Genomic DNA, 13,923 nt, shown 5'->3' on the forward strand with positions numbered 1-13,923 from the left:
CCTTGCCAAGCACGATTACGCTTCATGCCTGGGCGACGCCGGCATTCGTCGGCGGCTCGCCGGTCGACCATACCTGGGTCACCACCTACGACAACCAGCAGCACCACTACGCCAATGCGGCCGCTGTCGCCGCCGCCGGCAAGGACTATTGGTTCTGTTGGGGCAGCTATCATCCAACCGGTGGAACGCCCGGCAATCCGACGGGAACTCTCGGTAAGCAGTCCGGGCATCTGGCGCTGGCACGATGCCTGGTCCAGTCGAATGCGGATTCGGCGACAGTTCCCGCCGCCCAGGGAACCATACTGATCTACGGCATCGATGGCGTCTGCCACCAGCTTGCCAATCAGGTGCTCTACGCGACCACCGGGACGCGGCTGACGGTGAAGAAAGCGCGTGGTTATGGGGCGAGCAGCTTCCTATATGGAACCTATGGGCTGCGGCACGCGGCATGGGCCAGCAAGATCCAGCATTGCCTGGGAACGAGTGCGCTGGTGGCCGGTGGGGCAGGCGGAGTGACCAAGATGCAAGGATTGCCCGACGATTTCGAGGAGCACGCACGATCGGTGCTCGGCGACGAGGAACCAGAACTGCTGGCCAAGCTTCTGTCGCTGAAGGGCGAGGTGCAGAATTTCACAGCGCAGCGAATTCCGGGCTTTGCGCCGCCAAGCGCGGAAACGATCAATGCGCGCAACCAGCATTTGATCGATCAGGCAGCCTTGCTGCTTGGCCCCAAGCACTTCGAACGCGTGTTCGGCTTTCCGCCCGGCGAAAAGATCAATCTCGTCGATCCGTCGGTGACCTCCCGGAAATAATGCGGCGCTGCCGCATCCGATCGATCTATTCGGCGCCGCAGGATACTGTCCCGCTCAGATTTGCCGGTTTGCCGTCGCCGTCCTTGTCAGCCGTGCTGTCGTAGACGGCAAGCTTGTACTGTCCGTCATAGACGCCTTCGTCGCTGGCCTTGGTCAGGATCGTGAGTTCGACGGAACTGTAGGTGTTTGCGACCTGATGCTCGCGGTAGATGTTCAGCCGCAGTTCCTTGTTGTCGAGCCAGTACTGGGTAAGGTTGGAATTCTCGAACACCGTCCTGCGCAATTCATCGCCGGCGGGCCTTGCCTTGATTTCGAGGTCGCCGCGAAAATTGAAGGTCGGGCCGCCCATACCCGTGGTGACGCCGGCATCGACCTGGAATTTCACCGCCGCATCGTCGACGGAACACCAGATGCCGCCGGTGGCGAAGGCCGTGCCGGCCGACAGGAACAGCCCCAAACCGCAGATGATCGACCGCATTTTCCCCCACGCCGCCCATTGCCCGTCCGCATTGACGCCGACTTCGCCAACCGGGTCAAGCGCCGCCGCTGGCGGCTGAGCCAATGCAGGGCGCACGCGCGGCCAATTGCGGTCGCGGACACGGATTGGCTAAGAGTGACGGACGAGAGGGGTTTCCATGCACAGCAGCGACACTTCAAGCACATCCATCGGCGGCATCGGCCGCGACCGCATTGCCGAGTTGCGCGAGACCGAAGGGGAGGCCTTCCGCAAGGCGCGGCCGCGATCGCAAGCGAAGGTCGGCAACGGCCTGCCGGGTTTCTTCGGCGGCGTACCGATGCACTGGATGAACGACTGGCCGACGCCGTTTCCCATCCTGGTCGACAGCGCCAAAGGCGCAACCATCACCGACATCGACGGTATCAGGCTTGATGATTTCTGCCTTGGCGACACCGGCTCGATGTTCGGCCACTCGCCGCCACCGGTGGCGCGCGCCATCCGCCGCCAGGCCGGACGTGGGCTGACCTATATGCTGCCTTCGGAAGACGCGCTCGCCATCGGACCGCTGCTGCAGCAGCGCTTCGGCCTGCCGTTCTGGCAGATCGCGACGACGGCGACCGATGCCAACCGCTTTGCGCTGCGCGTTGCCCGCGCCGTCACCGGTCGCGAAAAGATCCTCGTCTTCAACGGCTGCTATCACGGCTCGGTCGACGAGACGATGGTGCGGCTGATCGATGGCAAGCCGGTCAACCGGCCGGGACTGGCGGGCGAGTTCCGCGACCTGACCCGGACGGCGAAGGTGATCGAGTTCAACGATGTTGCCGCGCTGGAAACCGCCCTGAGGGACAAGGACGTGGCTTGCGTCATCGCCGAGCCCGTGTTGACCAATTCCTGCATGGTGCTGGCCGATCCGGGCTTCCATGATGCGCTGCGAAGACTGACGCGCGCGGCCGGCACGCTGCTGTTGATCGATGAGACGCATACGATCTCGACCGGCCCCGGCGGCTATACCAGAAAATATGGGCTGGAGCCGGACCTGTTCGTGCTGGGCAAGCCGATCGCCGGCGGTGTGCCGGCGAGCGTCTGGGGCATGAGCGATGACGTCGCCTCGCGTTATGCCGCCTACAACAGGAGCAAGGAACCCGGCTATTCCGGCATGGGCACGACCCTGTCAGCCAACCCGCTGCAGTTCGCGGCGATGCGCGCCACGCTCGAAGAGGTGATGACCGTTGAGAATTATAACCGCATGGATCATCTGGCGCGGCGGCTCGATGCCGGACTGACCGGGGTGATCGACCGCCACCGCCTGCCCTGGCATGTTGCCCGCGTCGGCGCCCGCGTCGAGTTCATCTGCGCGCCTGGGCCCTTGCGGAATGGTGCCGAGGCGGAGGTGGCGCATGCGCCGGAACTGGAGGCGGCCATCCATGTCGCGCTGGTCAATCGCGGCGTGCTGATCGCCCCCTTCCACAACATGATGCTGATCTCGCCGGCGACCACCGGCGCCCAGGTCAACCGGCTGATCACCGCCTTCGGCGCGGTTGCGGCAAAGCTTGCGGCGTGAGACAAACGGCCATGGACAATCCCAATGCCATCGTGAGCTCACCTTCGGGGTCCTCGCCCACCGAGGCGCAAGCCTTTCTCGACACTCATCCCGAGATCGAAGCCTTCGATATCGTGCTGACCGATGCCAATGGCGTCGGCCGCGGCAAGATCGTGCGCCGGCACGAGTTGAAAAGCATCTTCGAGGGCGGCCGCCACATGCCGATCTCCATTCTCGGCCTCGACATCACCGGCGAGGATGTGCACGAGACCGGGCTGATCTGGACGACCGGCGACGGCGATCTCAGGGCATGGCCGATCCCCGGCACGCTGGTCCCGCTCTACGGCACAAACCCGCCGCGCGGCCAGTTGCTGATGGCGATGTACATGCTCGACGGCCGGCCGATGTCGTCGGATCCGCGGCTGGCGCTGGCCCGGCAGGTCGACATATTGGCATCCAAGGGCCTCTATCCGGCCGGCGCCTTCGAGCTCGAATTCTTCCTGTTGGCGAATGAGCGCGATGCCGATGGCAAGGTGCAGCCGGCGCGCGCCGTGCTCGACGGTCGCGTCTCGGGCAAGACCGAGGTCTATTCCGTCGATCATCTGCACGGCATGGAACCGCTGTTTTCCGACATCTATGCCGCGGCCAAGGCACAAGGCATCCCCGCCGAGACCGTCATTTCTGAGTATGCGCCTGGCCAGTACGAATTGACGCTGCACTACCGCAAGGATGTGATGCGGGCGGCCGACGATCTCGTCATGCTGAAGCGGCTGGTGCGGGCGCAGGCGCGCCGCCATGGCGTCACCGCTTGTTTCATGGCCAAGCCGATCGAGAAATATGCCGGCTCGGGCATGCATTTCCACGTCTCGTTGCAGGACAGAGCCGGCCGAAACGTCTTTGCCGAATCCGGCGGCGAGAGCTGGTCGTTGCCGCTGCTACAGGGGCTCGGCGGCCTGATCCAGACGATGGCCGAATCGATGCTGGTGTTTGCCCCGCACGCCAATTCGTGGCGGCGTTTCGTCTCGCAATCCTATGCGCCGGTGGCGCCGACCTGGGGCGTCAACAACCGCTCGGTGGCGCTGCGCGTGCCCGCCGGCGATGCCAAGAACCGGCGCATCGAACACCGGCCGTCGGGCGTCGACGCCAACCCGTATCTGATCGCGGCGACCGTGCTCGCCGGCATTATCAAAGGTCTCGACGAAGGTCTCGATCCCGGCCCGGAAACAACCGGCAATGGCTATGAGGCAGCGGTCACGCGCACGACGATGCCGGTCGACTGGCGCGCCGCGATCGAAGCGGCCAGGGGTTCGGCGTTCCTGAAAGAGGCGCTCGGCGAGGACCTGCACCGCACCTTCGTGGCGATCAAGCAGTCCGAATATCTGCGCGTGGCGCGCACGGTCAGCGAACTGGATTACCATCTCTATCTGCACGAAGTCTGATGGCTGAATGATCCGGTGGCGATCACTTTTTCGCCGCCGCCATCAAATGAGGTAGCGCGCCGGTCGCCTGGAACATATCATGAACACATGTCCGCACTCACTGTTCACGAAAAGCTGGCGATTCTCTCCGATGCCGCCAAATATGATGCATCGTGCGCGTCATCGGGTTCGGCCAAGCGCGATTCGCTGAAGTCCGGCGGCATCGGCTCGACCGAAGGCATGGGCATCTGCCATTCCTACGCGCCGGATGGCCGCTGCATTTCGCTCCTGAAAATCCTGCTCACCAATTTCTGCATCTACGATTGCAGCTATTGCATCAACCGCTCGTCGTCCAATGTACGGCGCGCCCGCTTTGCCGTCGACGAAGTGGTGAAGCTGACCATGGATTTCTATCGGCGCAATTATATCGAAGGGCTGTTCCTGTCCTCGGGCGTCATCCGCTCGCCCGATGAAACCATGGGCGAGATGGTCGAGGTGGCGCGGCGGCTGCGGCTGGACGAGAAGTTCGGCGGCTACATTCATCTGAAAACCATTCCGGAAAGTTCGCAGGAACTGGTCGAGAAGGCAGGCCTCTATGCCGACAGGCTGTCGATCAATGTCGAGCTGCCGACCGACGAAGGCGTGAAGAGGCTGGCGCCGGAAAAGAAGCCGGAAACGATCCGCCTCTCGATGGCCAGGCTGCGCCGGAAGATGGAAGAAAAAGCCGAGCCGACGCTGCGGACCAAAAAACGCGAACGGTTTGCGCCGGGCGGGCAATCGACGCAGATGATCGTCGGTGCCGACAAGACATCCGACGACGGCATCCTGCACACCAGCGCGCGGCTCTATGGCAGCTACCATCTGCGACGCGTCTACTATTCCGCCTTCAGCCCGATCCCGGATTCGTCGTCGTCCCTGCCATTGCAGAAGCCGCCGCTGCTGCGCGAACACCGGCTCTATCAGGCCGACTGGCTGATGCGGTTCTACGGCTTTTCGCAGCCGGAAATCCTGGCCGGCAGCAGCGACGGCATGCTCGACCTCGCCATCGACCCAAAGCTGGCCTGGGCGCTGCGCAACCGGGGACAGTTCCCGGTCGACATCAACCGCGCCGACCGAGAAGTGCTGCTGCGCGTGCCGGGCCTCGGCACCAAGGTGGTGGCGAAAATCCTGGAGACCCGCCGCCATCGGCGCATGCGGCTCGAAGATCTTGGGCGGCTTTGCCAGTCGATCGCCAAATTGCGGCCGTTCATCATCGCCGAAGGGTGGTCTCCGGGCGCGCTCACCGACAAGGCGGGTCTGCGCGGCACGATCGTACGGTCTTGCGAACAACTGTCGCTGTTTTGACCATGCAGCCGGCTGGGTTCGATCTTGCCAGATACAATGTACGGCTCGACAGCGAGACCGATTTCGCCGGCTGGCGCGACGCGGCACGCCGGCTGGCGCTGAACGAAGTCAGTCCCGAGGATATCAGCTGGCATGTGACGGCCGATTCCGACCAGCCGCCGAGCGATTTGCCGGCTGTGCCAGGGGGCAAGCAGCTTGTGGTGCCGCGCGAGTTCATCGGGCATGCGGAGACAGCCTTCTGCCATTCCGACCCCACCCGGTTCGCCTTTCTCTACCGGTTGCTGTGGCGGCTGCGCACCGAGCCGAAGCTGCTGGCGATTGCGTCGGATCCCGACACCAGGCGCCTCGAAACCATGGAAAAGGCGGTACGGCGTGACTGTCATAAGATGCATGCCTTCGTGCGCTTCCGGAAGATCGGTGACGGCGACGAGGAGCGCTATGTTGCCTGGTTCGAACCCGACCATTTCATCGTCGAGCGCAACGCGGATTTCTTCGTCAGGCGTTTCACCGGCATGCGCTGGACGATCCTGACACCGCACGCCTCCGCCGATTGGGATGGCGAAAGGCTGGCGATCGGACCGGGCGCCGCCAGGGGTGATGCCCCGGCGCAGGACGACACCGAGGCGCTGTGGCGGACCTATTTCGAGAACATCTTCAATCCGGCGCGGCTGAAGGTGAAGGCCATGCAGAAGGAGATGCCGAAGAAATATTGGCGGAACCTTCCCGAGGCCTCGCTCATTCCAGAGCTGATAGCAGGAGCGGATAAGGCCGCCATAGCCATGATTGCCAGAATGCCAACGACGCCAGCGCCGCATCACGCCAAGGTGCAGGCACGGCATTGGCCGAAGCGCGAGCCAACGGAGGCGCCGGGAGAGGATGATGCGAGCACCATTCCCGAGTTGCGGGAGGCGGCGAAGGGTTGCCGCCGCTGTCCGCTTTGGCGCGACGCGACTCAGACCGTGTTCGGCGAAGGACCCGTTGACGCCCGGGTGGTCTTCGTCGGCGAACAACCGGGCGATCAGGAGGATCTTGCCGGCAAACCTTTCGTCGGTCCAGCGGGCAAGGTGTTCGACGCCATACTGGATGACGCGGGCGTCGACCGCCAGAAAGTCTACGTCACCAATGCGGTCAAGCACTTCAAGTTCGAGCCGCGCGGCAAGCGCCGCATCCATTCCAAGCCGAATGCCGGCGAGGTTCAGGCCTGCCGCTGGTGGATCGACAGGGAATTCGCGCTGATCAAGCCGGATCTCGCCGTGGCGCTCGGCGCGACGGCCGCACTGTCTCTGCTGGGCAAGGCGATCCCGGTGACAAAGATGCGTGGCCAGGTGATCGAGCGCGAGGACGGCTTGCGCGTGTTCGTCACCATCCATCCCTCCTTCATCCTGCGCATCCATGAGCCCGCGGACAAGGACGCCGAACGGGAGCGGTTCCTGCACGACATGAAGCAGGTGAAGCGGCTGATGGTCGCGTGACTCCAGAGCCTTTTCAGGTTTCGTTGGAGCCTGTTAAAATTTCCATGCGATGGGCCGCTCCGCGAATTCGGGCGCCGGTTTCAATCGAGGACGACTGGCAAAACGCAAGGAAGCTGTCGATCAGGGCCCCGCAGTCGCGCTTTCCTATGCCGGCATATTCGAACTCGATTGCGTTGTATCCGGGAAACGTCCGTAGAAGTCTGCTTGCCGGCAGCGCGGCTGTCTCGCGAATATCGATAGATGCACGCGCAAAAGAACCGTAGTGCCGCCCGCCGAGGCGGGCGCCCAGCCTGTAGGTCCAGTCGTCTCGTTCCTTTCTGACATCGAGTACGGGCTTTTCCGCAGCCACCGTCAGTTCGGGCGTGTCCGGAGCGATCAGATATCGATTGGCGCCGCAGGGGGCGATAATGACCGCCTTCTGCCCATGGCCGGCCAATTCCACGCGCCTGCGCATGAGGACGGGGGTCTTGTCCTCATGCTGCAGTTGAAAATACGCGTCGACAATTTCGTATCGCCGATAATGGTAGCGCTGGAGGCGCTGCTCGAGAAACGCATGGATCGCGGCGGTTGCCGGCTCGGGAAACAGGAACGAGACCTCTATGTTCCGGGCAATGATACAAGCTTCCGGTCTGAAGGAGATCATTTACGGGTCAACAGGATCGTTCCCTTCGACGAGTAGCCGGCACCCTGTTTCGAATTCGCATCCGTGTAGTACCATCCCTCGGCCCTGCCGCGATTCAGGAAGGTCAGAACCGCCGTTCCGTAGTGATCGTTCTTGCCGTCCTTCATGCACCGGTAGAGATACTTGATGCGGCTCTTGCCCGCGCTGTCCTGATCATATGCCATCAGCACAGCGTTGCTGGTGAAGTTACCGCCGGACACCGATTCCATGTCGACCTTGTTGAGCGTCTGGCGGATGTTCATGGTCATCGGGATCGGTTGCGGCAGTTGTTCGGCCGTTATCGTGCCTTCCCAGACGCCGTCGATGATCGGAAGATCGAAAAGATTCAAGCGCGAAAAAAGACGCCAAATATAGGAGCTATACAGAAAATAGATAAGGCCAAAAACCGCGAAATATCCGATTGGGTCTATCGTCTGCGCTATCAGCTCGTAATTTCCTGTCAAATACTTCGAGTATACCTGGGTATCAGTGAAATTTCTGACCACAAGGAATGCAGGTACACTCAGTATTGCGATGCAGACCACTTCCTTGACATTGGTCGCGTCGCGTCTTTCATTAATGAAGGGAACCATGCCTCAGGTCCATTCCAGGGCGAGAAGCTCACCCAAGCCTCTTTGATCCTGCCCCAGAGGACGGCGTAATTCAAGGGGCCAACAAAGGCGGCGAGTTGGTGCCATCCGCATCCGCGGTTTAGCTATCGGATCAGTATCGCCCTGAGGTCATTGACATTCGTCCCGGTCGGGCCGGGGACGAAAAGATCACTGATGGCGTCGAACGCTGTCCACGCATTGTTGCCGGCCAGCATCGCCTTGGCATCGACACCCGCTGCGCGCATGCGCGAAACAGTCGAGCCATCGGCGAAGGCGCCGGCATTGTCTTCCGAACCGTCGATGCCGTCCGTGTCGGCGGCCAGCGCGTGGATGCCTTGTATGCCGTTGATGCCGATGGCGAAGGCGAGCAGGAACTCCGAGTTGCGGCCGCCCTTGCCCTTGGCACGCAAGGTCACGGTTGTTTCGCCGCCGGACAGGATCAGCACCGGCTTTGGGAATGGCCTATTGCGCGTCACCACTTCGCGCGCGATTGCCGCATGCACGCCGCCGACCTCGCGCGCCTCGCCCTCGATGGCATCCGAGAGGATGACAGCTTCAATGCCTTGCCGTTTCGCTTCCATTGCCGCCGCTTCCAGCGACACACCGGCCGAAGCAATCAGGTGCACCTCGTTGCGTGAAAAGCGCTGATCATCCGGACTTGGCGCATCAGCGGCCGGCGAACTGATATGTGCCATCACCGCGGCCGGGAGCTTCATGCCGTAGGTGGCGATCGCGGCGAGCGCGTCCTCGCGGCTGCCGATATCGGGAACGGTCGGGCCGGAGGCGACCAGCGCGGGGTTGTCGCCTGGGATGTCGGATACGACCAATGACACCACCTTGGCCGGCCAGGCGGCCGCGGCGAGCCGGCCGCCCTTGATGGTGGAAACATGCTTGCGGATGGTGTTCATCGCCGCAATCGGCGCGCCGGAGGCGAGCAGCGCCTCGTTGACCGCGATCTCGTCGGCCAGCGTCAGGCTGCCGGCGGGCGACGGCAAGAGCGCCGAGCCGCCGCCGGAAATCAGCGCCACGACCAGATCATCCGCTGTCAGCCCCTGGACTTTTTCGAGCAGGCGTCGCGAGGCCTCAAGCCCGGCGGCATCCGGCACCGGATGCGCCGCTTCGATGATCTCGATGCGCTCGCAAGTCGCGCCATAGCCATAGCGGGTGACGACCAGCCCTTCGATCGGCCCGTCCCAGACCTTCTCGAAAGCCGCCGCCATCTGCGCCGAGCCCTTGCCCGCGCCGATGACGATGGTGCGCCCCTTGGGCTTCGCCGGCAAATGATCGCGGATGGTCCGCTCAGGATCGGCAGCAGCGACGGCAGCGTTGAAAATGGATGTGAGGAAGGCCTTGGGCTCGATATCGGTCATTTTGCTTCCGGCGGCAACGCAAGCTCCTGGCGATCGATGCCCAGATGGGCGCAAAGCGCATCGACCACCACGCCATGATCCTCGCGCTCCGGCAGGCCCGACACCGCGATCACGCCAATGACACCGGCGCCCTTGACCGTGACCGGAAAGCCGCCGCCGGCCAGTACAAAGTCCGATATGTCGAGGCCTTCACCGACCTTGAAGGTGCGGTCAGGGCGCTGCTGCTCAAGCGCCATGCGGTAGGTGCTTCTCAGGAACCGCCTGACGACATTGATCTTGCGCCGCGCCCAGTCCGGGTTGGAGGCGTTCGAGCCCGGCATCGCGGCATAGAACAGCGGCCGGTCGAAGGTCCTGATGTCGACGATAACCGGCAGGTTCCCGGCGAGCGCGCGGTCGCGGATGGCCGAACCGATCTTGAAGGCAACCGCCTCATCGAAGGCTGGAAAGACAAGAACCTCTTCCTGTCTCTTGATCAGAGCGATGTCGTCAGCAACGGCCATGTCGTTCCCCTGTCAACTTCGCCGCACGCTTTGGCCGATGGTTGCCGCCGGGTCAAGCGAGGAACACGTCGCAGTGTTCTAAATCGCCATGTCGGCCTTGGCCGGTCGCCCGGCCACATAGACCTCGCGCACAGCGCGGTCGTCGCCGAGCGTCTGCAAAAGAAACAGTTCCTGCGCCAACGTCTCGACCGTTTCCATCCTGAGCCGCATCGCCGGTGTTGCCCTGGCATCCAGCACGACGATATCGGCATCAGTGCCTTCGTCCAGCGTGCCGATCTTTTCCGCCACCGACAGCGCCTCGGCATTGCCGCGCGTCATCTGCCAGAAGGACTGGAACGGGTTGAGCTTCTCGCCGTTCTGCGCGATCACCTTGTAGCCCTCGTCCATGGTGCGCAGCATGGAATAGTTGGTGCCGCCGCCGACATCGGTGGCGGCGGCGATCCTGATCGGCTTGTCGCGGCGGCGAAAGCGCTGATAGTCGAACAGGCCGGAGCCGAGGAACAGGTTGGAGGTCGGGCAGAACACCGCCACCGAGCCGCTGCGCGAAAGCGCATCCGCCTCACGCTCGGACAGATGGATGCAATGGCCGAACAGGCTCTTCTTCCCCAACAGCCCGTAGTGTTCGTAAACGTCGGTGTAGTCGCGCGACCACGGATAGAGCTCCTGCGTGAAGGCGATTTCGGCATGGTTTTCCGACAGATGCGTCTGCATGTGCAGGTCGGGATGTTCGCGGCACAGCGCGCCGGCCATCTCCATCTGTTGCGGCGATGAGGTGATCGCGAAGCGAGGGGTAATGGCATAAAGCTGCCGTCCCTTGCCGTGCCATTGCGCGATCAGCGCCTTGCTATCCTCATAGCCGGACTGCGGCGTGTCGAGCACGCCGTCGGGCGCATTGCGGTCCATCATCACCTTGCCGGCGATGTTGAGCATGTTGCGATCATGCGACTCGGCGAAGAAGGCTTCGGCCGACGCCTTGTGCACCGAGCAGTAGGCGGCAACCGTCGTGGTGCCGTGGCGCACCATCTCGTCGAGGAACAGCCGCGCGATGCGGCGACCATGCTGCGCGTTGGCGAACTTCGTCTCTTCCGGGAAGGTGTAGGTGTTCAGCCAGTCGAGCAGCTCCGCGCCGTAGGAGGCGATGACCTGCATTTGCGGGAAATGCACATGAGCGTCGATGAAGCCCGGCAGCAGCAGATGCGGCCGGTGGTCGATTCGTTTCGCCGCTTCGCCAGCCTGTTTTTCGACTTGCGTATAGGCGCCGGCGGCGATGATCCTGCCATCTCGGATCAGCAGGCCGCCATCCTCCTCGTAGCGCCAGGCGGAATGGTCATCGATGGTCTCGGGCCAGCGTACAAAGGACAGGGTGCGGCCGCGCAGAAGTGTCGAGATCATGCTTACTTTCCCGCGCCTTCGAACCAGGCCACCAAGAGCGCCCGCTCCTTGTCGGTGATCTGCGAGACGTTGGCGGGCGGCATGGCGTGGCTGCGGCCGGCCTGCAGATAGATTTCGCGGGCGTGGTTGGCGATAGCGGCGTCGGTGTCGAGCACCACGCCTTTGGGGGCATGGTAGATGCCTTCATAGACCGGCTCCGCCGCGTGGCACATGGAGCAGCGGCCGAGCACGGTGTCGCGCACGGCCGGGAAATGCGCAGAGGCAACGTAGATCTGCGCCGCCGCCGATTGCCTAGGTTCGCCCGTCAGCACCTTTGGCGCGGTCGACAGCCAGATGATGATGATGAACAGGACAAGGGCGCCCAGCCAGGTCCAATGCGGGTTGCCGGCACGCTTGTGCACGGTGTTGAAATAGTGCCGGATCAGCACGCCGATGATGAACACCAGCGAGGCGATGACCCAGTTGAACTCAGTGCCGAACGCCAAGGGATAGTGGTTCGACAGCATCAGGAACAGAACGGGCAGCGTCAGATAGTTGTTGTGGAGCGAGCGCTGCTTGGCGATCTTGCCGTATTTCGGGTCGGGTTTGCGGCCGGCGATCAGGTCGGCGACGACGATCTTCTGGTTGGGGATGATGACCATGAAGACATTGGCCGACATGATCGTGGCGGTGATGGCGCCCAGATGCAGGAACGCGGCGCGGCCGGTGAACAGGTGGGTCAGCCCCCAGGCGATGAACACCAGCACGCAGTAGAGCACCAGCATCAGGCCGGTGTCGCTCTTGCCCAACGGCGAGCGGCACAGGAGATCATAGACCACCCAGCCGACACCGATCGTTGCCATCGACAGCAGGATGCCAACCGGTACCGACATCGCAAGTACATTGGGATCGATCAGGAACAGATCGGCCCCGGCATAGTAGACGACGCAGAGCATGGCAAAGCCGGACAGCCAGGTGGCGTAGGATTCCCATTTGAACCAGGTCAGGTGCTCGGGCATCTCGGCCGGCGCCACCAGATATTTCTGGATGTGGTAGAAACCGCCGCCATGCACCTGCCATTCCTCGCCAAAGGCGCCGACGGGCATGCCCGGGCGCTGGCGCAGACCGAGATCGAGCGCGACGAAATAGAAGGACGAGCCAATCCAGGCGATACCGGTGATGACGTGCAGCCAGCGCACGGCGAAGCTCAGCCATTCCCAGAAAATCGCGAAATCCATCATTGAAGTCGTCCCTGCCGATCACGCGACTTTACGGGCTGGAGCGCAAACGGAAAGAGGCGAGGTGCACGATGACTTTCAAAAAAAATGGAAAATACTAGGCTGTTCCCACGCAGCCACATGAGAGCCAGGAAACCGCATGGCCTATCTCGACAACATCGCCGTCTTCGTTCGTGTCGTCGAACTCGGCAATCTGTCGGCGGCCGGGCGCGACATGCGCATTTCGCCTGCGGTCGCCTCCAACCGCATCAAGGAATTGGAGAAGCATCTTGGTGTCAGGCTGTTCAACCGCACGACACGGCAGTTGATGCCGACCGAGCACGGCACGGTTTTCTACTCGGGCGCCAAGCAGGTGCTTGAGGCGATCACCGAGGCGGAAGCGGCGGTCTCGGCGCTGTCCGGCCAGCCGCGCGGCACCATACGCGTTACCGCACCCTTGGGCCTCGGCCGGCGGCTGGTGGCCTCGGGCATTCCGGATTTCCATGACAAATACCCTGACATCGAGGTGCGGCTCAGGCTCTCGGACCACAATGTCGACATCATGAAGGAAGGTATCGACGTCGCCTTCCGGCTCGGCATCATCGAGGACTCCAGCCTCAGGATGCGCGGCATCATGGAATGTGAACGCGTGCTGGTGGCGGCACCGAAATATCTGGAGGCGCGCGGCGAGCCGACGGAACCGCAGGAACTGATCGGCAAGAAGCACGACTGCCTGATGCTGCGCTATTCCGGCGCGCGCGAATATGTGTGGACGCTGCAGACCCCCACCGGCCCGCAGAAATTCGAGGTGCATGGTCCGTATGATACGGACGACGGCGATGTGCTGACCGGCTGGGCGCTGTCCGGACGCGGCATCATCAACAAGCCGCGCTTCGAGGTGGAGCCATTCATCCGCGACCAGCGGCTGAAAGTCATCCTGGGCAGCACGCCGCCGACGCCGGTGCAATTTGCCGCCGTCTATCCGCACAAGAAGCTGCAGGACCCGAAAGTGCGGCTGCTGCTCGACTTCATGGCCGAGCGCTGCCAGCGGCTGATCAACGATCTGCTTGCTGGCAAATAGGGACTGGCCGAAAGTGATAGCTGGCCGGCAAGTGACCGGCAGTTGGCCCAGTGCCGGCGGTTGCCATCC

The 13,923-nt window shown here is 62.8% G+C and carries 13 protein-coding genes; 6 read left to right on the forward strand and 7 right to left on the reverse strand.

The annotated features are described in order from the left end of the window. Positions 1-2 precede the first annotated feature (2 nt). The gene (locus AC56QQ_RS00555; protein WP_497125135.1) at positions 3-812 is read left to right on the forward strand and encodes a hypothetical protein; all 810 of its coding nucleotides are present in this window, start codon (positions 3-5) and stop codon (positions 810-812) included. A gap of 25 nt (positions 813-837) precedes the next feature. On the opposite strand, the gene AC56QQ_RS00560 is transcribed toward AC56QQ_RS00555, so the two are convergent. Continuing rightward, positions 838-1,290 carry a hypothetical protein gene (locus AC56QQ_RS00560; RefSeq protein WP_497129255.1) on the reverse strand — a complete coding sequence of 151 codons (453 nt, stop codon included), beginning with the start codon at positions 1,288-1,290 and terminating at the stop codon, positions 838-840. Positions 1,291-1,447: 157 nt separating this feature from the next. On the opposite strand from AC56QQ_RS00560, the gene AC56QQ_RS00565 reads away from it, so the two are divergent. The 4 genes from AC56QQ_RS00565 to AC56QQ_RS00580 all read left to right on the forward strand — a co-directional run bounded on the left by AC56QQ_RS00565 (position 1,448) and on the right by AC56QQ_RS00580 (position 7,043). After that, entirely contained in the window at positions 1,448-2,830 is a 1,383-nt protein-coding gene (locus AC56QQ_RS00565; RefSeq protein ID WP_497125136.1) for an aspartate aminotransferase family protein, read from the forward strand. Between the two features lie 11 nt (positions 2,831-2,841). After that, the gene (locus AC56QQ_RS00570) at positions 2,842-4,248 is read left to right on the forward strand and encodes a glutamine synthetase family protein (RefSeq protein ID WP_497125137.1); all 1,407 of its coding nucleotides are present in this window, start codon (positions 2,842-2,844) and stop codon (positions 4,246-4,248) included. Between the two features lie 87 nt (positions 4,249-4,335). Next, entirely contained in the window at positions 4,336-5,571 is a 1,236-nt protein-coding gene (locus tag AC56QQ_RS00575) for a putative DNA modification/repair radical SAM protein (RefSeq protein ID WP_497125138.1), read from the forward strand. A 2-nt stretch (positions 5,572-5,573) separates the two neighbouring features. After that, the gene (locus AC56QQ_RS00580) at positions 5,574-7,043 is read left to right on the forward strand and encodes a UdgX family uracil-DNA binding protein (protein WP_497129257.1); all 1,470 of its coding nucleotides are present in this window, start codon (positions 5,574-5,576) and stop codon (positions 7,041-7,043) included. A 13-nt stretch (positions 7,044-7,056) separates the two neighbouring features. Here AC56QQ_RS00580 and AC56QQ_RS00585 read toward each other — a convergent pair whose 3' ends face one another. The 6 genes from AC56QQ_RS00585 to AC56QQ_RS00610 form a co-directional block, all read right to left on the reverse strand. Beyond that, positions 7,057-7,686: a hypothetical protein gene (locus AC56QQ_RS00585; RefSeq protein ID WP_497125139.1), complete on the reverse strand. Its 630-nt coding sequence runs from the start codon at positions 7,684-7,686 to the stop codon at positions 7,057-7,059. After that, entirely contained in the window at positions 7,683-8,297 is a 615-nt protein-coding gene (locus AC56QQ_RS00590) for a hypothetical protein (protein ID WP_489859024.1), read from the reverse strand. The genes AC56QQ_RS00585 and AC56QQ_RS00590 overlap by 4 nt, the downstream gene beginning before the upstream one ends. Before the next feature lie 122 nt (positions 8,298-8,419). After that, positions 8,420-9,685, reverse strand: a complete 1,266-nt coding sequence (locus tag AC56QQ_RS00595; protein WP_497125141.1) for a glycerate kinase type-2 family protein — start codon at positions 9,683-9,685, stop codon at positions 8,420-8,422. Continuing rightward, positions 9,682-10,185 (reverse strand): heme-degrading domain-containing protein, encoded by a 504-nt coding sequence (locus AC56QQ_RS00600; RefSeq protein ID WP_497125142.1) that lies wholly within the window; start codon positions 10,183-10,185, stop codon positions 9,682-9,684. Before AC56QQ_RS00600 ends, AC56QQ_RS00595 begins: the two co-directional genes overlap by 4 nt. A 78-nt stretch (positions 10,186-10,263) precedes the next feature. Further along, positions 10,264-11,577, reverse strand: coding sequence for a guanine deaminase (gene guaD / locus AC56QQ_RS00605; protein ID WP_497125143.1), 1,314 nt, complete (start codon positions 11,575-11,577; stop codon positions 10,264-10,266). A 2-nt stretch (positions 11,578-11,579) separates the two neighbouring features. Continuing rightward, on the reverse strand, positions 11,580-12,797 hold the full coding sequence (locus tag AC56QQ_RS00610; protein WP_497125144.1) for a urate hydroxylase PuuD: 1,218 nt from the start codon (positions 12,795-12,797) through the stop codon (positions 11,580-11,582). 136 nt (positions 12,798-12,933) lie between these two features. Between AC56QQ_RS00610 and AC56QQ_RS00615 the strand changes: the two genes are divergently transcribed. Next, the gene (locus tag AC56QQ_RS00615; RefSeq protein ID WP_497125145.1) at positions 12,934-13,854 is read left to right on the forward strand and encodes a LysR family transcriptional regulator; all 921 of its coding nucleotides are present in this window, start codon (positions 12,934-12,936) and stop codon (positions 13,852-13,854) included. The last annotated feature ends 69 nt before the right edge of the window (positions 13,855-13,923 follow it).

Source organism: Mesorhizobium sp. RCAM 05099 (assembly GCF_059683685.1).

Bases quoted from the DNA above. Each gene is read 5' to 3' on its own strand.
- AC56QQ_RS00585 (WP_497125139.1), bottom strand. From the start codon at position 7,686: ATGATCTCCTTCAGACCGGAAGCTTGTATCATTGCCCGGAACATAGAG.
- AC56QQ_RS00560 (WP_497129255.1), bottom strand. From the start codon at position 1,290: ATGCGGTCGATCATCTGCGGTTTGGGGCTGTTCCTGTCGGCCGGCACG.
- AC56QQ_RS00590 (WP_489859024.1), bottom strand. From the start codon at position 8,297: ATGGTTCCCTTCATTAATGAAAGACGCGACGCGACCAATGTCAAGGAA.
- guaD (WP_497125143.1), bottom strand. From the start codon at position 11,577: ATGATCTCGACACTTCTGCGCGGCCGCACCCTGTCCTTTGTACGCTGG.
- AC56QQ_RS00580 (WP_497129257.1), top strand. From the start codon at position 5,574: ATGCAGCCGGCTGGGTTCGATCTTGCCAGATACAATGTACGGCTCGAC.
- AC56QQ_RS00575 (WP_497125138.1), top strand. From the start codon at position 4,336: ATGTCCGCACTCACTGTTCACGAAAAGCTGGCGATTCTCTCCGATGCC.
- AC56QQ_RS00570 (WP_497125137.1), top strand. From the start codon at position 2,842: ATGGACAATCCCAATGCCATCGTGAGCTCACCTTCGGGGTCCTCGCCC.
- AC56QQ_RS00615 (WP_497125145.1), top strand. From the start codon at position 12,934: ATGGCCTATCTCGACAACATCGCCGTCTTCGTTCGTGTCGTCGAACTC.
- AC56QQ_RS00595 (WP_497125141.1), bottom strand. From the start codon at position 9,685: ATGACCGATATCGAGCCCAAGGCCTTCCTCACATCCATTTTCAACGCT.
- AC56QQ_RS00600 (WP_497125142.1), bottom strand. From the start codon at position 10,185: ATGGCCGTTGCTGACGACATCGCTCTGATCAAGAGACAGGAAGAGGTT.
- AC56QQ_RS00565 (WP_497125136.1), top strand. From the start codon at position 1,448: ATGCACAGCAGCGACACTTCAAGCACATCCATCGGCGGCATCGGCCGC.
- AC56QQ_RS00610 (WP_497125144.1), bottom strand. From the start codon at position 12,797: ATGATGGATTTCGCGATTTTCTGGGAATGGCTGAGCTTCGCCGTGCGC.